Raw genomic sequence first — 19,822 nt, 5'->3', positions numbered from 1 at the left:
GCTGGTCGCGGTGCTCACCCCTTGTGCCCTTCCGGCGCTCCGGCCGTGGGACAGGGGGCGGACTGATCCTCGATCAGCGCCTCCACGATCTGGCGGAAACTGTCGCCCCGCGCTTCGAAATCGCGGAACTGGTCGAAGCTGGCGCAGGCCGGCGAAAGCATGATCACATCACCGGGGTGGGCTGCGTCCATCGCCTGGCGCACTGCGTCGCACAGCATCTCGCTGCGCTGAACGGGCATGACCGGCTCAAGGATCTCGGCAAAGCGCGGCCCCGCCTCGCCGATGGTATAGGCCTGCACCACGTTGCCGAAATAGGGCGCGCATTCATCAAGGTCGTCGCCCTTGGGCAGTCCGCCGAGAATCCAGTGGATGCGCGGGAAAGCCCCTAGCGCGGGTGCGGTGGACGCCGGGTTGGTCGCCTTGCTGTCGTTGATGAACAGCACCCCGCGCGCTTCGGCCACGCGCTCCATGCGGTGCGGCAGGCCGACGAAGGTTTCCAGCCCGCGCCGCCACACGTCGTCGGCAATGCCAAGGGCGCGCGCGATCTCCACCGCGATCGCCGCGTTCTGGAGATTGTGCGGCCCTTGCAGCGAAGGCCAGTTCGCCTGCCCTTCCAGCGACAGCGGATCGACGATGTGGACAAGGCCGCCCGCGCGGGTGCCCGAAACCTGCCCGGCGATGTGCAGCGTGTGCGCATCGCCCCGGCCGAACACCGCGTGCTGGTCCGCCCGTTGCATCGCGAACAGGCGCGCCTTGGACGCGGCATAGCCTTCGAAGCCGTCATAGCGGTCGAGATGGTCGGGGCTGAGATTGATCAGCGCGGCCACGTCCGCTTCAAGGCTGAACGTCAGGTCGATCTGGTAGCTCGACAGTTCGAGCACATAGACGCCGCCTTCGGGCAGCGGGTCCTGCCCCAGAACCGGCAGCCCGATATTGCCGCCCATGCGCACGGGCAGGCCGGCGGCTTCGCACAAGTGATGGACCAGCGCGGTGGTGGTCGACTTGCCGTTGGTGCCGGTGATGCCCACCACGCGGTGCGGCGGCAGGCTGGGCCGCGCCTGCGCGAACAGTTCGATGTCGCCGATCACCGGCACGCCGAACGAGGCGGCATGGGCGGCGATGGGGTGGCGATTGAGCGGAACGCCCGGCGACACGACCACGCCCGCGAACCCGGTGAGGTCCAGCGTCAGCGGATCGGCGATGGTGACGCGCGGATCGCAGGCGGCACGCGCTTCCTCGCGCGTGTCCCAGGCAGTGACGTCCGCTCCGCTGGCGAGCAGCGTGTCGACGCTCGTCTGGCCCGACCGGGCGAGACCGAGCACAGCATAGCGCTTGCCGGCAAAGGCGGGCGAGACGATCATCGCACCTTCAGCGTGGCGAGGCCAAGCAGCGCCAGCACGATCGATACGATCCAGAAGCGGATCACCACGGTCGATTCCTTCCAGCCCAGCTGCTCGAAGTGGTGGTGGATCGGGGCCATGCGGAACACCCGCTTGCCCGTGCGCTTGTAGACAAAGACCTGCACGATCACCGAGACGGCTTCCATCACGAACAGCCCGCCGACGATGGCCAGCACGATCTCGTGATGCGCGGACACTGCGATCACGCCCAGCGTGCCGCCCAGTGCAAGGCTGCCCGTGTCGCCCATGAACACCGCCGCCGGCGGCGCGTTGAACCACAGGAAGGCAAGGCCCGCGCCCATCACCGCGCCGCAGAAGATCGCCAGTTCGCCCGCCCCCGGCACATGGGGAATGCCCAGATAGTGCGCGAAGTCGGCACGGCCGGCGAGATAGGCGATGATCGCGAACGTACCCGAGGCGATGATCACCGGCATGATCGCCAGACCGTCGAGCCCGTCGGTCAGGTTCACCGCGTTGCCGGCACCCACGATCACGAAAGCCGCGAACAGGTAATAGAACGGCCCGAGCGGGATGTAGAGATTGCTGAACAGCGGCACGTAGAGATTGGTTTCTGTCACCACCAGCGCGGCGGCGATGCCGGCCACGACGAATTCGGCCAGCAGGCGGATTTTCGCCGGCACGCCCTTGTGTGCGTATTTGGTGACCTTGTCGTAATCGTCAAGGAAGCCGATCAGGCCGAAGCCGATGGTCACGGCCAGGCACGCCCAGACATAGCGGCTCGACAGGTCCATCCACAGCAGCAGGCCGAGCGTGAGCGACGTGACGATCATCAGCCCGCCCATCGTCGGCGTGCCGCGCTTGGCGAGATGCGTCTGCGGACCGTCCTCGCGGATCGGCTGGCCCTTGCCCTGGCGGACGCGCAACATGTTGATGAAGCGCGGACCGATCAGCAACCCGATGATCAGCGCGGTCAGCAGCGCCGCGCCGGCCCGGAAGGTCTGGTAGCGGAAGAGGTTGCTGAACCCCTCGTAGTGAAGCCAGTGCGCCAGCAGGTAGAGCATTCAGTTTTCCCTGGCCGTCAGAGCGCGCACCAGCGCGCCAAGTCCGACCGAATTCGACCCTTTTACGAGGATGGCGTCGCCACCCTGCGGCCCCTCCGAAGCTAGGCATTCCGCCGCTTCGGCCGCCGTTTCGACATGATCGACTTCGATTGTTCCGGCAAGCGCGGGCTGCGCGCTTTTCCCCAGCGCTTCGGCCAAAGCCGCCATTTCCGGACCAACGAGGATCACACGGTCGACCATGGCGGCCAGCAGCGGTTCGGCCAGCTCGCGGTGATAGCGATCTTCCTCGGCGCCCAGTTCGCGCATCGCGCCCAGCACCGCCACCCGGCGCCGGGCCGGCGTGGCACCCAGTTGCGCGATGGTCACGCGCATCGAGGCCGGGTTGGCGTTGTAACTTTCGTCGATCAGCAGTGCCTCGCCCGAACCGTCGCCGCCGCGCGCAGGGACGGTGTGGCGCGCGCCGCGGCCGGCCAGGCCTTCCATTTCGGACAGGGCCAGCCCCGCTGCGCCGAGGTCACCGCCGATGGCTTCCACCGCGGCCATGACCGCGAGCGAATTGGCGACCCAATGCGCGCCGGGCATCGCCACTGTGTAACACAGCTTGTGGCTGCCGAGATCGGCGGTGACGAGCGTGCCGCCGCCGGGCGCGGGCACCGCGTCGAGCAGCCGCACTTGCGCGTCCGGTCCCGATCCGAAGCCGATCACCCGCTCGGCGTGCCGCTCCGCCTTGGCGCGAAGACGCAGATAGTGCGGACTGTCGGCCGGAATGATGGCCACCCCGCCCGGTTCCAGCCCTTCGAAGATCTCGCCCTTGGCATCGGCGATGGCCTCCTCACCGGAGAAATAACCGATGTGCGCCGGCGCAATCGTGGTGACGATGGCGACATGGGGACGGACAAGCCGGGTCAACGCGGCCAGTTCGCCCGCGTGGTTCATGCCCATCTCGAACACGCCGAAGCGGGTGCGCGCCGGCATCCGCGCCAGGCTGAGCGGAACGCCCACATGGTTGTTGTAGCTCTTCACCGAACGGTGCGCGCGGCCTCGGCTACCCCGGTCGAGCGCCGCGAACAGCGCTTCCTTCACGCCGGTCTTCCCGGCTGAGCCGGTGACTCCGATAATGCCCGCATCTACCCGGTTTCGCGCGGCTTTTCCCATATCCTCAAGCGCACTTGAGGTATCGGAAACCAGCACGTGAGGGTGCTCGATCGGCCGATCCACGATGGCCGCCGCCGCACCGCGACGGAACGCACCGTCCAGGAAGCGATGACCGTCGGCGCTTTCGCCTTTGAGCGCGAAGAACAGGTCGCCTTCGCGCACTTCGCGGCTGTCGATCTCGCAGCCGGAGACCTCGAACGCGGCCGAGGCCGTGCCGCCGGTTGCCGCGACGATCTCGTCAGAGGTCCACAGCGCCAGCCCGCGCCTATCGGACGAGTCCACCGGCCAGTCGAGCATCGCGGGATGGGCGTTCATGCCGTGCACTCCCTTGCCACCTGCACATCGTCGAACGGCAAGACGCGCATGGACTCGCCCCGCCCGACGATCTGGCCCTGTTCGTGGCCCTTGCCCGCCACGAGCACGATGTCGCCCGCCGCAGCCATGGCGATGGCGGCGCCGATTGCCTCGCGCCGGTCGCCCGTTTCGCGGGCCTTGTCGTCGCAGCCACGCAGGATCGCGGCACGGATCGTCGCGGGCTCCTCGCCGCGCGGATTGTCATCGGTGACGATCACCACGTCTGCCCCCGCGCAGGCCGCCCGGCCCATTTCCGAACGCTTGCCCTCATCGCGGTCGCCGCCCGCGCCCAGCACGATGATCAGTCGCCCCGCCACGTGCGGGCGCAGCGCGGCAATGGCCGCCTCGATGGCATCGGGAGTGTGCGCGTAATCGACATAGATCGGCGCGCCGGCGCGGTTGATCGCGGCGCGCTCCAGGCGGCCGCGCACCGGCTGCAACCGGGCGAGCGCATCGAAGGTCTGCGCCGGATCGCCGCCGGTCGCCAGCACCAGCCCCGCCGCGACCAGCGCGTTCGCGGCCTGATAGGCGCCGATCAGCGGCAGGTTGACCTTGCGCGCGGTGCCGCCGTGTTCAATTTCCAGCACCTGGCCGAGCTGGGTGGGGGTACGGGAGAGCAGGCGGATCGAGTTCCCCTGCTCTCCCACCGTGAGCAGCGCCAACCCCCGTTGTCCGGCGCGCTCCATCGCCTGCTGCGACCAGGCATCGTCGGCCCAGATGACGGCAGTGCCATCATCGGCGACGACTTCGTCGAACAGGCGCATCTTCGCCGCGAAATAGGCGTCCATCGTCGCGTGGTAATCGAGATGGTCGCGGCTGAGGTTGGTGAAGGCCCCGGCGGCAACGCGCAGGCCCTCGTTGCGGAACTGGTCGAGACCGTGGCTCGACGCTTCGTAGGCCACATGGGTCACGCCTTCGCGGGCCAGCCCGGTCATGTTCGACAGGAACGTCACGATGTCCGGCGTGGTCAGGCCGGTCGAAACGCTTTCGTCGGCCGTGGTCACGCCCAGCGTGCCGATGGAGGCAGCCGAATGACCCGCCATGCGCCACAACTGACGCGTCATTTCGGCGGTCGAAGTCTTGCCGTTGGTCCCGGTGACGGCGACGACCGTTTCCGGCACGGGCGTGAAGAAGCCGGCGGCAAGCCGGGCAAAAGCGCGGCGCGGCTCGGCATCCGCGATGTGCGCCGCTCCGACCACTCGCGCCTCGGGACGCGCGACCACCGCCACCGCGCCGGCCTTGATCGCCGCCTCGATGAAGTCCTCGCCGTTGAAGCGGGTGCCGGGAAAGGCACCGAACACCGTGCCCGGCGCCACCTTGCGATGATCGATGGCGAAGCCGGTCACGTTGGCATCGCTGTTTTCGCCCGGAACGATCCCGGCGGCAGCGGCAAGAACGCCCAGCTTCATTCGCCATCTCCGTTGCCGACCAGCGGGCTGAGGTCGGAAATATCGACATCGCGGCTCGCGTCCGGCACCACGCCCAGCAGCGGCCCGATGCGGGGCACCACCCGGCCGACGATCGGCGCGGCGTTCCATGCGGCGGTGCGCTGGAACGAGGTCGCCTGCGTGCCCTGCGGCTCATCGAGCATGGCGACGACGACGTAGCGCGGCTTGTCCATGGGGAAGGCAGCGGCGAACGTGGCGATCAGCGACGTGCGGCGATAACCGCCGCTGCCGGGCTTTTCGGCCGAACCCGTCTTGCCGCCCACGCGGAAGCCCGATGCCTCGGCCTTCTTGCCGGTGCCATCGACCACGATCATGCGCAGCAGCTGGCGCATCCGCGCGCTGGTCGAAGCCTTGAACACGCGGCGACCGGCAGGCACCTGTCCCGGTGCAAGCTTGTACAGCGTGGCGGGGCGCCACACGCCGCCGTTGACCAGTGCGGCATAGGCCGCGGCGAGATGCAGCGGGGTGACCGCCATGCCGTGACCGTAGCTGACGGTCATCGTTGTCAGCCGCGCCCATTCGCCACGCGGCCAGATCGGAAAACCGCGGGCGGGCAGCTCGATGGTCGGGCGTTCGTTCATCCCAAGCTGGATCATCGTCTGCCGCAGCGCGGGCCCGCCAAGCTTGTCGGCCACTTGTGCAGTCACGATGTTCGACGAGTGAATCAGCGCTTCGGGCACATTGAGCGACGCGCCGAAATTGTGGCTGTCGTGGATCGTGAAACGGCCGATGTGCAATGCCCCGGCCGGGTAACGCACCGCCATGTTGGTGATCACGCCGGCATCGATCGCGGAAGCGACGGTGACCGGCTTCATCACCGAGCCGAGTTCATAGACCTGGTTCGAGACGCGGTTGAACACGAGATCGTTGAAGGCCCGGTCGGAACGGTTGGGATTGAAGGAGGGCAGCGAGGCGAGCGCCACGACTTCGCCGGTATCCACATCGAGCACGATGCCGGCCGCGCCCTTGGCGTTGGATTCGAGCATCCCCCGGCCCAGTTCGTCCTCGAGCGCGCCCTGCGCCCGTGCGTCGATCGAGAGCGTGACCGGCTGCCCACGCTGCGCCGGATCGAGCAGGCGCTTCTCCAGCACCTGCTCCATGCCGACGTGGCCCTGCCCTTCTTCATCGACATAGCCGAGCACGTGGGCGGCCAGCGAACCTTGCGGATAGTAGCGCTGGTTCTCGCGCGGGAACTCCAGCGCCGGCTCACCGAGCGCGAAGACCTTGTTCGCCTCCTCGGGCAGCACGCGCTTGCGCAGGTAGCTGGGATGGTCGGACTTGAGCCGCTCCAGCAGGTCCTTGTAGTCCGCATCGGGGAAGATCGTCATCAGTGCCCGGGCGACTTCCTCGGGCGTCTTGACCAGCGGCGAGCCAGCTTCGCCCAATGCCTTGGGATTGTACCAGAGCGAATAGGACGGGAAGGCGCGGGCCAGCGCGATGCCGTTGCGGTCGGTGATCTCACCGCGCGGGGGCAGCAGCGCATCGGCCATCGAACGGCGCTCGGGCGCATCCTCGAACAGGCCGAGCTGCGCAATGCGGACGATGGCGGTCAGCGTAGCGAACACGAACAGCAGCAGGACCCAAAGCACGCGGACCTTGGCCGTCACCAGCGAGCGCTGGCGCACGTTGGCCAGCTGGACGCGGCCAGAAGCGATGGCGGCCGAGGCGGTCAGCGCGTTCACTTGTTCGCCTTCACCTCCTTCTTGCCGGCTGCCGGAGCGGTCTTCGGCTTGGCAACCGCCAGCTTCACGGGCTTCTTCGCGGGGATCGATGCGGTGGTCTTGGTGGCCTTGGCAACCTTGACGACCTTCTCGCTCTTGCCCTTCTGCGCTTTAGTCGGCGCGGCATCGACCGTGGAAGCCTTGGCCTTGCGCTTCTCCACCGACTTGTCGGCCTTGGCGTCGGCCTTGTCCGCGGTGCGCTTGGCCTTTTCCTTGCTCGCCGCCTTCGCCTTGCCCGGCGCCTTGTCTTCGTCGTCGGACTTGCGCTTGTGATCGACAGTGGCGAGGCGTTCGCCCAGCGAGGCGGTGGCCGCCGCATGATCGAGCTTGACGATATGATCGTCCGCCACCGGCTTCTCGTCGGACAGCGGCTTGCCCGAAAGCGGCGAGACCATCGCCGGGAAGGCGGCCTGCGCGATCACGCTATCGTCCACGCTGGCAACGCGGATCGGCGCGGGCGCATCCGGCTCGGCGACCTTCGACAGCGCGGCGAGCTGGCGCTCGTTTTCCAGATACTGGCCGGCGGTGGGGGCGACATAACCGAACTCGACATCGTTCCACGCTTTCAGCTGCTGCTGGTTCGCGCGCGTTTCGAACTCGGTTTCGAGATACATCTTCTCCTGACGGAGCGCGACGATCTTCATCTCCGCGTGATGCACCTGGCTACGCACCGCGTTGACGCGGAAGGCAAGCACCATGACCAGCGCGGCACAAATCGCCAGCAAGACGATCCAGCCGATGGAACGGATGCGATGCGCCGTCACGATCATCCCGCGATGCTCCCCTTGGTGCCACGCGCGGGAGCGGCGGTGCGAACCGCCCAGCGCAAGGTTGCGGACCGGGCGCGCGGATTGCGCGCCTCTTCGGCTGCGGTCGGACGGATCGCCGCCGAAGGTTTCTCGAATACCGGCGCTACGGTGGACGCGAGTTGCGGCAGGTGACGCGATCCGGCCGGCGTGGCACCAGCGCCTTCGCGCAGGAACTGCTTGACGATCCGGTCTTCCAGACTGTGGAAGGCGACCACCGCCAGCCGCCCGCCCGGAGCCAGGACCTTCTCGGCGGCGGCAAGGCCCGCCTCCAGTTCGTCCAGCTCACCGTTGATGTGGATGCGCACCGCCTGGAAGCTGCGCGTGGCAGGGTCCTTGGGCGCGCCCTTGCCGCGAGCTTCCGGACGCCAGCCGAGCGCCTTGCGCACGACGGTGGCGAACTGGCCGGTGGTCGTAAGCGGGCGCGCAGCCACGATGGCCCGCGCGATGCGGCGCGACTGACGCTCTTCGCCATAGCGGTAGAGAACGTCGGCAATATCCCCCTCGTCCGCTTCGTTCAGGAAATCGGCCGCGCTCGGCCCTTCCTGCGACATCCGCATGTCTAGGGGGCCGTCGGACGAGAACGCAAACCCGCGCTCAGCCTGGTCGAGCTGCATAGAGCTGACGCCGATGTCGAACACCACGCCCTGAACCTGCGTAATTCCGGCCTCTGCAAGCCCTTCCACCAGCTCCGAAAAGCGGCGCGGGTGGAGAACAAGCTGCACAGGATTTCCACAGGTTTCTCCCCAGAGCCGCCCAGCCGCAATCGCGTCGGGATCGCGATCGAAAGCGTGGACGACAGCGCCGGCCTCGATCAGGCGGCGGGTGTAGCCACCCGCGCCGAACGTGCCATCGACGATGATCGCCCCCGGCTGGGGAGCCAGCGCGGCGACGACTTCATCGAGCAGGACGGGAATATGGGGCGCATTCACAGGGGCGGAGGCGGGAGCGGCGGTCACTTGCGTTTCCCCTTGGCAGCGGCCTCGGCCATCAGTGCGCGGCAGGTCGCCTTGGCGGATTCCCAGCCCGGCCCCATGCCGAACAGGACATCGGGCGACCAGATGGTGAAATTGGCGCCACCACCGTGGAAATAGAGCGCCTCACCAATGTCAGCCTGCTCGCCAAGATGGTCGGGCAGGACAAAGCGACCGGAATCGTCAAAGCTCACGCGCAGAAAGCCGAACAGTTGGGCGGCGCGCATATCGGGATCGAAATCCTCGCGCCGCTCAAGCGCGATGCGCTCCTCGTGCGCGATCTGCTCCGCAAAGGATTCGGCGCGCGACAGGCCGAAGCCGACGAGGCAGGGATGCTTGTGATGCTTGTCGAGGCAAAGGATGCGCTGCCCGGCCGAGGCGTCGCGCACCGCGCCGCGGAAGTCGGCGGGGAGGACGAAGCGGCTCTTCTCGCCGCGCGGCGAAAAGCCCTGCCCCCAATAATTTGACGGCCCTCCCGTCACCCAAGACTTCCCCGCGCCCGACACAAAATCTCCCATCCGCCGGCAAGCGCATGCGCGCTGCCAGCCATCCCCCGCGGATGCGACATGGAGTTCGTCTCGATGAGCCGCAGTCTTAACCCGGGACTGGACGGGCCACAACGGGAATTTGCGGGAAAACACGGTCAGACGTTAGAATTACGTAGGTTTTCGCGACCAGCAGGAAGCTGCTGGCGGCGATCCGCGCCAAATGCGTCAGTCAAGAAATGGCGGAAACACGCGATTCATCGCACGGCGACAGCATAGTCCCCGCGTCGTTCCCGTATTTTCCCGTAGTTTACCGGTCAGGTGCGCCAAACGCCCGGTCGAGCAGTCCGTCCAGTGCGGCCTTGCGCGATCCCGCCGAATCGCCTGGTTCGAGCAGCGCGGCATCGGCCACGACCAAGGCGCGGCCGTTGCCGATCGCGCAATCCGCGACAAATCCCGCTTCGACGATGCGGCAACGGCTGCCCTCGGCCCCGCCGGCACGCAGCGCGAAATGGCCGGCGAGGTTCACCGGCAGGGTGCTTCCCTCAATTTCCCGCAAGCCCGGCGGCTGGTCCTCGTCAAAGCGCAGCTCCAGCCCCCAATGCGCAAGGATCGGCGAGAGCAGCACCACATCCTGCGGTCGCCGCCGGTCGCCCAGCGCGAAAGCGCTTTCCCATGTCAGCATCGGATCGGCGAACAGCAACAGCCGCCCTCCGCCGCGCACCCAGCCATCGAGCGCAACGTTCTCCTGCGGTGAGAGCGGGCGCGGCTGCGCCATCAGCAGCAGGCGCAGCTTGCCCGGCGCGGTCAGCGTATCGAGCGGAACAAGCGCATAGCGCTGCTCCAGCGCGGTCCTGGCCCAATGCGGCGGACCGGATGCCGGAGCGAGCATCGCGGCGACGTCCGGCGCTTCGTTCCAAAGGATCGGCAGGCTGGTGAACAGACCCAGCGCAGGCCGATGGGCCACTGAAGCGGACGCTACGTCTTGAGATGACCGAGCTCGGCCCACAGCCAGCCACGCGCCAAGGCACAGCAGCACCAGCGCGAGTGCCGCCAGCAGCCACGCGCGCGGGGAAAGCGCTTTCAGCGGTTCCTGCCGCCCGCCGCTGCGGGCTTCTTGGCGCTGCCGTCCACGGGCAGTTCCGGCGCGACGCCCATATCGACCAGCGGATCGTTCGCCGGCGAGGCACTCGCGCTCGCGGCGGCATCGGGCGCGTTCGCGGCGCCGGCATCGCCCATCTGCGCGCGGTCCATGATCACGTTGGCAAGGCTGACCAGCAGCAGCATCCCGGCAAGGCCGAACATCCCGACCTGAAGCCGATGAACCGCCTGCGCGCGAAGTTCGCGGCGGGTGGGCGGCACGTGGTGCACGGGGACCAGCGGCAAGCCGTCCGTGCCTACCACCACGGCGGCACTACGATTTGGGGATCGGGACGGGAAGCCGAACAGCGCCATCCCTGCGATCCTAGCCTATTGCTCCAGCCAGGGGAATACCGGCAGTCCCTTCGCTGCCAGCCAGTCGGCATTGTAGAGCGACGAGAGATAGCGGAAGCCTGTGTCGCACAGGATCGTGGCAACGCGGCTGCCCTTGCCCAGTTGCTTGCCCAGCGCCACCGCGCCGGCCACGTTGATCCCGCTCGACAGGCCAAGGCACAGACCTTCTTCGGCCAGCAGGCGCCGGACCCAGTACAGCCCCTCCTCGTCCGAGATGCGGAACTGGGTGTCGATGGGTGCGCCTTCGAGGTTGGCGGTGATGCGCCCCTGCCCGATGCCTTCGGCCACCGACGACCCTTCGGCCTTCAGTTCGCCGTGCGCGTAATAGTTGTAGAGCGCCGCGCCGTGCGGGTCGGTCAGCGCGATGGTCACGTTCTCGTCGAACGACTTGAGCCCAAGGCCGGTGCCCGCGATCGTGCCGCCCGTACCCGCGGCGCAGGTGAAGCCGTCGATGCGGTGCTCCATCTGCTCCCAGATTTCGGGCGCAGTGCTTTCGATGTGGGCGCGGCGGTTGGCGATGTTGTCGAACTGGTTGGCCCAGATCGCGCCCTCGGTTTCCTCGGCAATGCGGCGCGATGTGTGGACGAAGTGGCCCGGATTGGAAAAGGGCGCGGCCGGCACCAGCACGAGTTCGGCCCGCAGGGCGCGCAGCGTGTCCATCTTCTCGCGCGATTGCGTTTCCGGCATCACGATCACGGTCTTGTAGCCCAGCGCATTGGCGACGAGCGCGAGGCCGATCCCGGTGTTGCCGGCGGTCCCTTCCACGATGGTCCCGCCCGGCTTGAGCACGCCGCGTTCCTCGGCATCGCGCACGATCCACAGCGCCGCACGGTCCTTCACCGAAGCGCCGGGGTTGGCGAATTCGCATTTGCCGTAGATCTCGCAGCCCGCCTCCTCGCTGGGGCCTGCCAGGCGGACGAGCGGCGTGTTGCCGATAAGCGAAAGCGTGTCGGGAAGAAGCGCGGGTACGGTCATGCGGGTGGAGTTAAGATGCCCGCGCGCAATCGGCAATGAAATTGCGCTTGGGACAAGCCAAGTCCTTCTCCGACTATTCGCGCCCCGCCCGGATCGCTGCCGCGCCGGCAAAGGGGGCGATGGCCAGCGCCGCCACGCTGCTGGCGGCCAGCAATACCAGTCCGCCCTCGCCGCCCGGCTGAAGCGATCCCGCGCCAAAGATCAGCAGCGGTACCGCCAGCGGGATCGCCAGCATGCCGCCCAGCGCCGATCCGGCGCGCAAGCCCGCGGTCAACGCCGCAATGGTGACGCCAATCGCCGCCAGCCCCGGGGTGCCCAGCAGCAGCCCCTGCTCGATCACGATCAGTTGCTCGCGGCTGAGCGAGAGCAGCCCGGCGGAAATCGGCGCGGCCAGCATCAGCGGTACGCCAAAGCTCAGCCAATGGGCCACGATCCGCACCACCAGCAGCACTTCCTCGGCAATGCCGCGCAAGGCCCACTGGTCGAAGAAGCCCGCCTCGACATCGGGCTCTACCAGCCGGTCAAGCGGCAGGATCGCCGCCAGCAGCGCCGCGACCCATATCACCCCAGCGCCGGTGCGCGCCAGCAGCTTCGCATCGGGACCAATCGCGAAGGGAAACAGCATCGCCACGGCAAGGAAGAACAGCAGCGGCAGCACCGCCCCGCCCCGCCCCATCGCCCCGCGCAGCAGGGTGGACAGGTCCCGCGCGAAGATCGCGCGCAGCGAGGCGGTGATCCTCCGCCCGCTCATGGCAGGTGCTCCAGCAGCGACATTACGCGCAGGCGTTGCAGCCCCAGCGGCTGGTGTGACGCAACGACGGCGATCCCGCCCATCGCGCGGTGCGCTTCGATCGCCGCCTGCGCCGCCGCGCCCCAGTGTGCGTCCAGTCCGTTCAGCGGCTCGTCCAGCAGCCAGATCCGCGCTCCGCTCGCCGCCAGCCGCGCGAGCGCCGCGCGCTTGCGCTGGCCGGTGGAAAGGTAGCCGACGGGCACGTCGAGCAGGTCTTCCAGTCCGAAGTCGGCGCGGGAACCGCCTGCCTGGTCGATCCGCGTCCAGAATGCGAGCGCTTCGCCCAGCGGGCGATGCAGGTCGAGTGCCAGCCGTTCATCCGACAGCGCCATTTCTCCCTCGTGCTCCACGTGCCCCCACGCCGGGCGCAGCAGGCCGCAAAGGATGCGGATCAGGCTGGATTTGCCGATGCCGTTGGGCCCGGACAGATGCAGCGCCTCGCCGGGATTCAGCTCGAACGACAGCCCGCGAAACAGCACGCGGTCCCCCCTGCGGCAGGCGATGTCGTATGCGGCTAGACGGCAGTGGGGCATGGGCGGCGGGCTTGCATGAGCGGCCGCGATAGGGGAAAGCGGGGCGCCTGCCAAGGAGAGCGACCATGGCGATTTCCCCCCTGACCCAGACCGAGATCGAAGCCGCGCTGGCGCAATTGCCCGGCTGGTCGCTGCGCGCCGATGGACTCGCGCTGTGCAAGACCTTTACCTTCGCCGACTTCTCCGAAGCCTTCGCCTTCATGACCCGCACCGCGATTGCGGCGGAGAAGGCCGACCATCACCCCGAATGGTTCAACGTCTACAACCGGGTGGATGTGACGCTGACCACGCATGACGCCGGCGGCATCAGCCAGCGTGACAGCGCGATGGCCACCATGATGGAACGCTTCGCCGCCTGAGCAGCCTCACCCGCCGAGCGGGCGGGCCATCGCGCGCACCTGCTTGCGCACGCTGCCGGGCAGGAACCGCGCGGCGAAGCCCATGCGCTTTGCCGTCTTGCCCACCAATGTGTGCAGCTTTTCGCCGTGCACTGCCGCCCAGGCCGCGTCGGCGACCGCGCTCACCGGCGTAATCTCCAGCCCTGCCCCCTTCACCCGCGCGCGTATGTCCTCGTTGGAGGAGCGGTTCGGCGCGTGATCGAGCAGCGGGGTGTCGATGAAGCCGGGCATCAGGTCGCGCACCGCGATCCCGTCCGCCGCCCATTCCCCGTCGAGCGATTCGGTCAGCGCACGCACCCCGAACTTCGTTGCGGAATAGACCGAAGCGCCGGGCGTGCCATAGATGCCCGCCGCGCTCGCGGTGCTCAGCAGGACCGAGCCGGGCGCGGTGCGCTTCAGGTGCGGGAAAGCCGCCTGTGCGCCGAAGATCGCACCTTTCAGGTTGATGTCGAGCGTCCGCTCGATTTCCTCGGGCGCGAGATCGATGATCTGTCCGCCGATGGGAATGCCGGCGTTGTTGAACACCACATCCACCCGTCCCCCCGCCGCTGCCGAAAAATCGGCGAGCGCGGCATCCCAGCCGGCCCGGTCGCGCACGTCCAGTCGATGCGCGGACCACTGGTCGGCGGGCAACAGAGCGCCGGTTTCGGCCATGCCGCTTTCGCTGATGTCGGCCAGCCCGACGAACCAGCCCTCACGCGCGAACCGCTGCGCCACCGCGCGGCCGATGCCAGACCCGCCGCCGGTGATGAAGATGGCCTTCCTCATGCAGGACTCTCCCGAATTATCGTTTTCGGGGCCGCACCCTACAGCGCGGGGTTGTTGTAGCAATGCCAGGTGAAGATCGCCGCCGCGCCGCGGTGCGGGCGCCAGCCTTCGGCCAGTTCGCGCGTCTGTTTCTCGCTCGGCCGGTCGGGCAGGCCCAGCAGCTTGCCCAGCCCCACCTGCACCGCAAGATCGCCTGCGGGCCAGATGTCCGGCCGACCTTCGGCGAACAGCAGGTAGATTTCGGCCGACCAGCGGCCGATGCCCTTGATCTTGACCAGTTCGGCGATGGCCTCCTCGTCGTCCGGCGGCAGCGCGTCCAGATCGAGTTCGCCCGAAACCACCAGTTCGCACAAGGACCGGGCATAGCCCTGCTTCTGCCGCGAGAGGCCGCAGGCACGCAGCGAATCGAAATCCGCCTCAAGCAGATCGCTCGGCGGCATGTCCTCGCCCAGCAGCGCCTCCAGCTTTGCCCAGACCGAAGCTGCCGCGGAAACGCTCACCTGCTGGCCCACGATGGTCCGCAACAAGGTGCGATAGCCGGTCGCGCGGATGCGCGGTTCGGGATAGCCCACCCGGCCGATCGCGCCCGCCATGGCGGGATGCAGCGCAGCGATATGGTCCAGTCCTTCGGCGATCTGGACGGCAGTCAGGCCCATGGCAGCGCGCTCCTTCTTTTGGCCAGCCTTGCCAAAGCCGGGGGGACGCGATAGCAGCCCGCCCCAAATGCGAACAGAGGGAGAGATCCTCCCGACAGGAGACCTGGACGATGCCGAAGCTTGTTGTCGTGAACCGCGCCGGTGAAGAAAAGACGATCGAGGTCGATGCCGGCCTTTCGGTCATGGAAGCCATCCGTGATAACGGCTTCGACGAACTCCTCGCCCTGTGCGGCGGCTGCTGCTCGTGCGCGACCTGCCACGTCTATGTCGATCCGGCCTTCGGCGACAAGATCCCGGCGATGAGCGAAGACGAGAACGACCTGCTCGACAGCTCGGACCACCGCAACGAAACCTCGCGCCTGTCGTGCCAGGTGCAGATCACCGGCGACGTCGACGGCCTCAAGGTCACGATCGCACCGGAAGACTGAGCTGACGGGCCATGCCCGACACAAAAAGGCCCGCCTTCTTCGGAAGGCGGGCCTTTTTCGTAGGGCCGGCTTGGCATGACAGGGTCATGACGCCAGGAACGGCTCCACCACGCCCATAGCGTGCGCGACGTGGCTTTCCTTTTCGCCCACCGGCGCCACGTAATGCAGCGCGGCTTCGGCCTCGGTGCGGCCGGCAAGCCGGGCGATCATCCACGCGGCGAGATATTGCGAGGCAAGGCAGCCCCCTGCCGTGGCGACATTGCCGTGCGCCACGAAAGGCGCGTCCAGCACATCCACCCCCGCCTCGATCACCCACGGCCTGGTCGTCAGGTCGGTGCAGGCGGGCAGGTTGCCGACAAGACCCAGCTTGGCCAGCAGCAGAGTGCCCGAACATTGCGCGCCGATCAGCTGGCGCGCCGGATCGAGCCGGATCTGCTCCAGCAGGCCAGCATCGCGCATATGGTCACGCGTGCGAAGCCCGCTGCCCAGGATGACCGCATCCGCATCGGTCAGGAATGCCATCGGCTGCTGCCGCTCGACCGTCAGGCCGTTCATCGACGTGACGCGCGGGGTGGGCGCGACGATCTCCGCACGCCAGCCCTGCCCGCGCAGACGATTGAGAATCGCCTGCGCGACAAACGAATCGAGCTCGTTGAACCCGTCGAGCGTCAGGACCGCGATCCGCATTGCCGTCAGAGGCGCAGGCCGGCCGTCTCGTCCAGTCCCGCCATCAGGTTGAGGCTCTGTACCGCAGCGCCGCTGGCACCCTTGCCGAGGTTGTCGAGCACCGCCACCAGCCGGGCCTGTTCCCCGTCCTCGCTGCCCATCACGTGCAGCGTCAACCCGTCCCAAGGCTCCATCGAGGCGCGCAGCAGCATCTCGCCGCTTTCCGGCAGATCCTGCGCCACGGTGACCACCGGCGATCCGGCATAGAACTGGGTGAGCGCGGCGCGCAGCAGTTCAGGTGCAACGCTGCCGGGCATCACGCCCAGCGGCAACGGCACTTCCACCACCATGCCGCGATGCGCCGCGACCACCGCCGGACTGAACAGCGGGGCGATCATCAGGCCGGAATACCGCTGCATCTCGGGCACGTGCTTGTGACCGAAAGTCAGCCCATAGCCGCGCCAGGCAATGTCGCCCTCTTCCTCGAAGCGCTGGATCAGCGCCTTGCCGCCGCCCGAATAACCGGAAATGGCGTTGCAGCTGTAAGGCCAGGCGGCCGGCAGAAGCCCATTGTGGACCAGCGGCGCCAGCAGCCCGATGAAGCCGGTGGGATAGCATCCCGGATTGGCCACGCGCTTTGCTTCGGCCACGGTCTCCCGGCCGACGATCTCGGGAAAGCCATAGGTCCAGCCGTCCGCCACGCGGTGCGCGGTGGAAGCATCGATCACGCGCGTGCGATCGTTAGCGATCATCGCCACCGATGCCTTGGCCGCGTCGTCGGGCAGACACAGGATCACCACGTCGGCGTCGTTGATCGCCTCCGCCCGCGCGGCATCGTCCTTGCGGCGGGCATCATCGAGCACGATCAGCGAAAATTCGCTCCGGCCGGCCAGCCGGTCGGCGATTTCCAGTCCGGTCGTTCCGGCGGCGCCGTCGATGAAAACACTGGTCGTACCCATCAGGCCGCGCCCCCATCGTTCGGCCCGGAGAGCGCTTCGATCAGCACATAGCCGACAAGGCCATCCTCGCCCACCTGACCCCAGGCAAAGGCCCCCGCGAGATCCAGCACGTTGAACACGGTGCCTGCCGCCAGCTCCGCCAGCACGTCCGCATCGGCGCGGCCGGCCTTGCGCAGCGCCGTCCCCGCCGCAGCGATCACGCGCGGCATCGGCACCGCATAATGCGGCACGAAAACCTTGCCGGCGAGGCGGATGTGGGCAAGATCGCCGCGCACCGGCAGGCGCTCGGAATCCACTTTCGCGGACGGCCCCGACAGCGTGAGCTGTCCCGTGGGCAGGGTATCAGACGTCAGGGCGGCCTCTGCGCTCAATTCACGAGTCCCATCGAAGCGGAAAAGCGGGCGCTTAGCGGCGTCCGGCGATCCATTCAAGAAGTGCACGTATCAGCCGAAGCGTTCGAGCAGCAGCCCCCATGCCGCGCGCAGCCCCAGCGCATCGCCGCCCTTGGGCCGTCCGGGCTTGGCTGCCGGGCGCCAGGCGAACGTATCGAAGTGCGCCCAGTCGATCCCCTCGCCCACGAAACGGTCGAGGAACAGCGCCGCCACGCTTGCCCCGGCGAAGCCGTTGGCCGGCGAGTTCTGGAGATCGGCCACGTCGGATTTCAGGTATTCGCGGTATCCTTCGTGCAGCGGCAGGCGCCAGCACGCATCGTCGCGCGCCTTGCCCGCCCGCAACAGCCCGTCGGCGGTTTCGTCCCGCCGCGCGAACATCGCCGGCAGGTCCGGCCCCAGCGCCACGCGCGCCGCGCCGGTCAGGGTGGCGAAATCGATAACGAGCTCCGGCTTCAGTTCGCTGGCGCGCGTCAGGGCATCGCCCAGCACCAGCCGCCCTTCGGCATCGGTGTTGGTCACTTCCACGCTCAATCCCTGCCGCGTGCGCAGGATGTCGCCAGGGCGGAAAGCATTGCCCGAAACGGCGTTCTCCACCGCCGGCACCAGCAGGTGGAGCCGCACCTTCAGCCCCGCGCCCATCACCAGCCCGGCCAGCGCCAGCGCATGCGCCGCGCCGCCCATGTCCTTCTTCATCAGCGCCATGCCTGCCGACGGCTTGATGTCCAGCCCGCCCGAATCGAAGCACACGCCCTTGCCCACGATGGCGAGGCGCGGGTGCGCGGGATCGCCCCACTCCAGCTCGATCAGGCGCGGCGCATGATGGCGCGAGGCCGCCCGGCCCACCGCATGGACCATCGGATAGTCGCGCTCCAGCACGTCGCCGGTCACCACGTGGACCACCGCATGGTGAACCTTGGCCAGCGCGCGCGCCTCGGCCTCGATCTGCGCCGGCCCCATGTCTTCCGCGGGCGTATTGACCAGGTCGCGCACCATCAGCACCGCACCGGCCTCCGCCAGCGCCGGTTCGATCGCCTTGACCGCCTTGGTCAGCAGCACGCGCGGCTCGGCGCCCTTCGCATCCTTGCGATAGCGGTCGAAACGGTATTGCCCGGTGATCCAGCCGTGCAGCGCCTGTCCTACGCCCGGTCCGGCGCTGCCCAGCTTTTCCGCATGGGCCAGCCGGTATGTGCCGCCGGGCAGGATTTCCGCCAGCTTGGCCAGGCACCAGCTCGACAGCGAAGCGGTGTTGGCGATGCCCGCCACCGCGAACCAGCCGTCGCCATCGGGCACGATGGCGGTTTCATAGCCACCCGCCTCGAACTTCTGCGCCGCCAGCGCGGCCCGCTGGCCGGCGCTCAACGTCTTGAGCCAGTCGGCAAGGCCCGCCTTGTCGATGAGGTGGAGCGAAATGGCGCTCTGGCCATGATCGGGCTGGATCAGCGCGTTCTTGTCAGTCATCTTGGCCCGACCTTGCCGCAGCGACGCGGCCAGTGCGAGAGGAATCTGACGCCGTGCCCCAGTCCGCGACGCCGCCCGCCGTGCCAACCGTCCTGACTCTGTCCCTCGCACTGGCTCTGGCCGCCTGCGCCAAGCCTGCCCCCGCCGAAAGCCCGGCCATGGCCGCTCCCCCCGCCAGCGCGGAAGCCGCGCCTCCTGCGCCGCCGCAGCCGCCCACGCCAGCCGCCGCCGCGCGCAAGGTCAGCGAGCACAGCGACCTCTACGAATTCGACTATGCCTATCCGGCGCAGGCTGCGGCGATCCCCGCGCTCAGGCAGATCCTTGATGCCGATCTGGACAAGGCCAAGGCCGAACTCGTCAAGGACGCCAGCGACGGGCGGAAGGATGCGAAGGAAAACGACTTCCCCTTCCACGCCTACAGCCACTCCACCGACTGGCAGGTGGTGACCGACCTGCCCGGCTGGCTCAGCCTGTCGACGCTGGTCGGCTTCTACACCGGCGGCGCCCATCCCAACTACGTGTTCGACGCCATTCTGTGGGACAAGGCCGCGAACACGCGCCGCGCCGCGCTGGACCTGTTCACGTCCAAGGCCGCGCTGTCCGCCGCGATCGCCAGGCCGTTCTGCGCCGAACTCGATCGCCAGCGCACCAAGAAGCGCGGCGGCGAGGATCTGGGCGGCAGCATTTCCGAATTCGACAAATGCATCGATCCGCTGGCGCAGACCGTCATTCTCGGCTCGGCCAGCCGCACCGCGTTCGATCGGATCGGCTTCCTGATCGCGCCCTACGAAGCCGGTCCCTATGCCGAAGGCAGCTATGAAGTGACCCTGCCGGTCACGCCTGCCGTGCTGGCGGCGGTGAAGCCCGAATACCGGGCCGCCTTCGCCGCGCGTTGAAATGCGCCGGCGCGGCTCGCAATTTGTAACGGAAATCGCTACAT

General features: G+C 68.0%; 22 protein-coding genes. 3 read left to right on the top strand and 19 right to left on the bottom strand.

Features of this window, described 5'->3' with window-relative positions; all coding sequences use genetic code 11:
• Nucleotides 1–14: 14 nt before the first annotated feature.
• From murD to ccmA, 13 genes are all read right to left on the bottom strand, one after another.
• Entirely contained in the window at nucleotides 15–1,361 is a 1,347-nt protein-coding gene (murD, locus tag OLX02_RS00420) for a UDP-N-acetylmuramoyl-L-alanine--D-glutamate ligase (RefSeq protein ID WP_264419365.1), read from the bottom strand.
• Nucleotides 1,358–2,422, bottom strand: a complete 1,065-nt coding sequence (gene mraY / locus OLX02_RS00415; RefSeq protein WP_264419364.1) for a phospho-N-acetylmuramoyl-pentapeptide-transferase — start codon at nucleotides 2,420–2,422, stop codon at nucleotides 1,358–1,360. Before mraY ends, murD begins: the two co-directional genes overlap by 4 nt.
• A complete protein-coding gene (locus OLX02_RS00410) occupies nucleotides 2,423–3,892 on the bottom strand; it encodes a UDP-N-acetylmuramoyl-tripeptide--D-alanyl-D-alanine ligase (protein ID WP_264419363.1) in 1,470 nt (489 codons plus the stop codon).
• The gene (locus OLX02_RS00405; RefSeq protein WP_264419362.1) at nucleotides 3,889–5,340 is read right to left on the bottom strand and encodes a UDP-N-acetylmuramoyl-L-alanyl-D-glutamate--2,6-diaminopimelate ligase; all 1,452 of its coding nucleotides are present in this window, start codon (nucleotides 5,338–5,340) and stop codon (nucleotides 3,889–3,891) included. Before OLX02_RS00405 ends, OLX02_RS00410 begins: the two co-directional genes overlap by 4 nt.
• Complete coding sequence (locus OLX02_RS00400; RefSeq protein ID WP_264419361.1) at nucleotides 5,337–7,061, bottom strand: peptidoglycan D,D-transpeptidase FtsI family protein; 1,725 nt, start codon at nucleotides 7,059–7,061, stop codon at nucleotides 5,337–5,339. The genes OLX02_RS00405 and OLX02_RS00400 overlap by 4 nt, the downstream gene beginning before the upstream one ends.
• Complete coding sequence (locus tag OLX02_RS00395) at nucleotides 7,058–7,870, bottom strand: hypothetical protein (protein WP_264419360.1); 813 nt, start codon at nucleotides 7,868–7,870, stop codon at nucleotides 7,058–7,060. Before OLX02_RS00395 ends, OLX02_RS00400 begins: the two co-directional genes overlap by 4 nt.
• Nucleotides 7,867–8,865, bottom strand: a complete 999-nt coding sequence (gene rsmH, locus OLX02_RS00390) for a 16S rRNA (cytosine(1402)-N(4))-methyltransferase RsmH (protein ID WP_264419359.1) — start codon at nucleotides 8,863–8,865, stop codon at nucleotides 7,867–7,869. Before rsmH ends, OLX02_RS00395 begins: the two co-directional genes overlap by 4 nt.
• Entirely contained in the window at nucleotides 8,862–9,362 is a 501-nt protein-coding gene (locus OLX02_RS00385; protein WP_264419358.1) for a division/cell wall cluster transcriptional repressor MraZ, read from the bottom strand. Before OLX02_RS00385 ends, rsmH begins: the two co-directional genes overlap by 4 nt.
• 313 nt (nucleotides 9,363–9,675) lie before the next feature.
• A complete protein-coding gene (locus tag OLX02_RS00380) occupies nucleotides 9,676–10,332 on the bottom strand; it encodes a GldG family protein (RefSeq protein ID WP_264419357.1) in 657 nt (218 codons plus the stop codon).
• A gap of 116 nt (nucleotides 10,333–10,448) precedes the next feature.
• Complete coding sequence (locus tag OLX02_RS00375; protein WP_264419356.1) at nucleotides 10,449–10,751, bottom strand: hypothetical protein; 303 nt, start codon at nucleotides 10,749–10,751, stop codon at nucleotides 10,449–10,451.
• Between the two features lie 84 nt (nucleotides 10,752–10,835).
• A complete protein-coding gene (locus OLX02_RS00370; protein WP_264419355.1) occupies nucleotides 10,836–11,834 on the bottom strand; it encodes a cysteine synthase A in 999 nt (332 codons plus the stop codon).
• Between the two features lie 73 nt (nucleotides 11,835–11,907).
• Nucleotides 11,908–12,585 carry a heme exporter protein CcmB gene (gene ccmB / locus OLX02_RS00365; protein ID WP_264419354.1) on the bottom strand — a complete coding sequence of 226 codons (678 nt, stop codon included), beginning with the start codon at nucleotides 12,583–12,585 and terminating at the stop codon, nucleotides 11,908–11,910.
• Entirely contained in the window at nucleotides 12,582–13,157 is a 576-nt protein-coding gene (gene ccmA, locus OLX02_RS00360; RefSeq protein WP_264419353.1) for a heme ABC exporter ATP-binding protein CcmA, read from the bottom strand. The genes ccmB and ccmA overlap by 4 nt, the downstream gene beginning before the upstream one ends.
• A 65-nt stretch (nucleotides 13,158–13,222) precedes the next feature.
• On the opposite strand from ccmA, the gene OLX02_RS00355 reads away from it, so the two are divergent.
• On the top strand, nucleotides 13,223–13,516 hold the full coding sequence (locus OLX02_RS00355) for a 4a-hydroxytetrahydrobiopterin dehydratase (protein ID WP_264419352.1): 294 nt from the start codon (nucleotides 13,223–13,225) through the stop codon (nucleotides 13,514–13,516).
• Nucleotides 13,517–13,522: 6 nt separating this feature from the next.
• On the opposite strand, the gene OLX02_RS00350 is transcribed toward OLX02_RS00355, so the two are convergent.
• Nucleotides 13,523–14,323 (bottom strand): SDR family oxidoreductase, encoded by an 801-nt coding sequence (locus tag OLX02_RS00350; RefSeq protein WP_264419351.1) that lies wholly within the window; start codon nucleotides 14,321–14,323, stop codon nucleotides 13,523–13,525.
• 38 nt (nucleotides 14,324–14,361) lie between these two features.
• The gene (locus tag OLX02_RS00345) at nucleotides 14,362–14,979 is read right to left on the bottom strand and encodes a DNA-3-methyladenine glycosylase family protein (protein WP_264419350.1); all 618 of its coding nucleotides are present in this window, start codon (nucleotides 14,977–14,979) and stop codon (nucleotides 14,362–14,364) included.
• Nucleotides 14,980–15,089: 110 nt separating this feature from the next.
• Between OLX02_RS00345 and OLX02_RS00340 the strand changes: the two genes are divergently transcribed.
• Complete coding sequence (locus OLX02_RS00340) at nucleotides 15,090–15,407, top strand: 2Fe-2S iron-sulfur cluster-binding protein (RefSeq protein WP_264419349.1); 318 nt, start codon at nucleotides 15,090–15,092, stop codon at nucleotides 15,405–15,407.
• An 84-nt stretch (nucleotides 15,408–15,491) separates the two neighbouring features.
• On the opposite strand, the gene OLX02_RS00335 is transcribed toward OLX02_RS00340, so the two are convergent.
• The 4 genes from OLX02_RS00335 to OLX02_RS00320 all read right to left on the bottom strand — a co-directional run bounded on the left by OLX02_RS00335 (nucleotide 15,492) and on the right by OLX02_RS00320 (nucleotide 18,882).
• Nucleotides 15,492–16,094 (bottom strand): DJ-1/PfpI family protein, encoded by a 603-nt coding sequence (locus OLX02_RS00335; RefSeq protein WP_264419348.1) that lies wholly within the window; start codon nucleotides 16,092–16,094, stop codon nucleotides 15,492–15,494.
• A gap of 5 nt (nucleotides 16,095–16,099) precedes the next feature.
• Nucleotides 16,100–17,032, bottom strand: a complete 933-nt coding sequence (argC, locus tag OLX02_RS00330) for an N-acetyl-gamma-glutamyl-phosphate reductase (RefSeq protein WP_264419347.1) — start codon at nucleotides 17,030–17,032, stop codon at nucleotides 16,100–16,102.
• Nucleotides 17,032–17,403, bottom strand: coding sequence for an SH3 domain-containing protein (locus OLX02_RS00325; protein ID WP_264419346.1), 372 nt, complete (start codon nucleotides 17,401–17,403; stop codon nucleotides 17,032–17,034). Before OLX02_RS00325 ends, argC begins: the two co-directional genes overlap by 1 nt.
• A 72-nt stretch (nucleotides 17,404–17,475) precedes the next feature.
• On the bottom strand, nucleotides 17,476–18,882 hold the full coding sequence (locus OLX02_RS00320) for a leucyl aminopeptidase family protein (RefSeq protein WP_264419345.1): 1,407 nt from the start codon (nucleotides 18,880–18,882) through the stop codon (nucleotides 17,476–17,478).
• Nucleotides 18,883–18,935: 53 nt separating this feature from the next.
• Between OLX02_RS00320 and OLX02_RS00315 the strand changes: the two genes are divergently transcribed.
• Complete coding sequence (locus tag OLX02_RS00315) at nucleotides 18,936–19,778, top strand: DUF4163 domain-containing protein (RefSeq protein WP_264419344.1); 843 nt, start codon at nucleotides 18,936–18,938, stop codon at nucleotides 19,776–19,778.
• Nucleotides 19,779–19,822: the final 44 nt, after the last annotated feature.

Source organism: Novosphingobium sp. KCTC 2891, from assembly GCF_025938155.1.
Taxonomy (GTDB): domain Bacteria; phylum Pseudomonadota; class Alphaproteobacteria; order Sphingomonadales; family Sphingomonadaceae; genus Novosphingobium.
This window is presented reverse-complemented; position numbering and strand designations above follow the sequence as displayed.

Coding starts and splice junctions, on each gene's coding strand:
- murD (WP_264419365.1), bottom strand. CDS start 1,361: ATGATCGTCTCGCCCGCCTTTGCCGGCAAGCGCTATGCTGTGCTCGGT.
- mraY (WP_264419364.1), bottom strand. CDS start 2,422: ATGCTCTACCTGCTGGCGCACTGGCTTCACTACGAGGGGTTCAGCAAC.
- OLX02_RS00410 (WP_264419363.1), bottom strand. CDS start 3,892: ATGAACGCCCATCCCGCGATGCTCGACTGGCCGGTGGACTCGTCCGAT.
- OLX02_RS00405 (WP_264419362.1), bottom strand. CDS start 5,340: ATGAAGCTGGGCGTTCTTGCCGCTGCCGCCGGGATCGTTCCGGGCGAA.
- OLX02_RS00395 (WP_264419360.1), bottom strand. CDS start 7,870: ATGATCGTGACGGCGCATCGCATCCGTTCCATCGGCTGGATCGTCTTG.
- OLX02_RS00370 (WP_264419355.1), bottom strand. CDS start 11,834: ATGACCGTACCCGCGCTTCTTCCCGACACGCTTTCGCTTATCGGCAAC.
- ccmB (WP_264419354.1), bottom strand. CDS start 12,585: ATGAGCGGGCGGAGGATCACCGCCTCGCTGCGCGCGATCTTCGCGCGG.
- ccmA (WP_264419353.1), bottom strand. CDS start 13,157: ATGCCCCACTGCCGTCTAGCCGCATACGACATCGCCTGCCGCAGGGGG.
- OLX02_RS00355 (WP_264419352.1), top strand. CDS start 13,223: ATGGCGATTTCCCCCCTGACCCAGACCGAGATCGAAGCCGCGCTGGCG.
- OLX02_RS00350 (WP_264419351.1), bottom strand. CDS start 14,323: ATGAGGAAGGCCATCTTCATCACCGGCGGCGGGTCTGGCATCGGCCGC.
- OLX02_RS00345 (WP_264419350.1), bottom strand. CDS start 14,979: ATGGGCCTGACTGCCGTCCAGATCGCCGAAGGACTGGACCATATCGCT.
- OLX02_RS00340 (WP_264419349.1), top strand. CDS start 15,090: ATGCCGAAGCTTGTTGTCGTGAACCGCGCCGGTGAAGAAAAGACGATC.
- OLX02_RS00335 (WP_264419348.1), bottom strand. CDS start 16,094: ATGCGGATCGCGGTCCTGACGCTCGACGGGTTCAACGAGCTCGATTCG.
- argC (WP_264419347.1), bottom strand. CDS start 17,032: ATGGGTACGACCAGTGTTTTCATCGACGGCGCCGCCGGAACGACCGGA.
- OLX02_RS00320 (WP_264419345.1), bottom strand. CDS start 18,882: ATGACTGACAAGAACGCGCTGATCCAGCCCGATCATGGCCAGAGCGCC.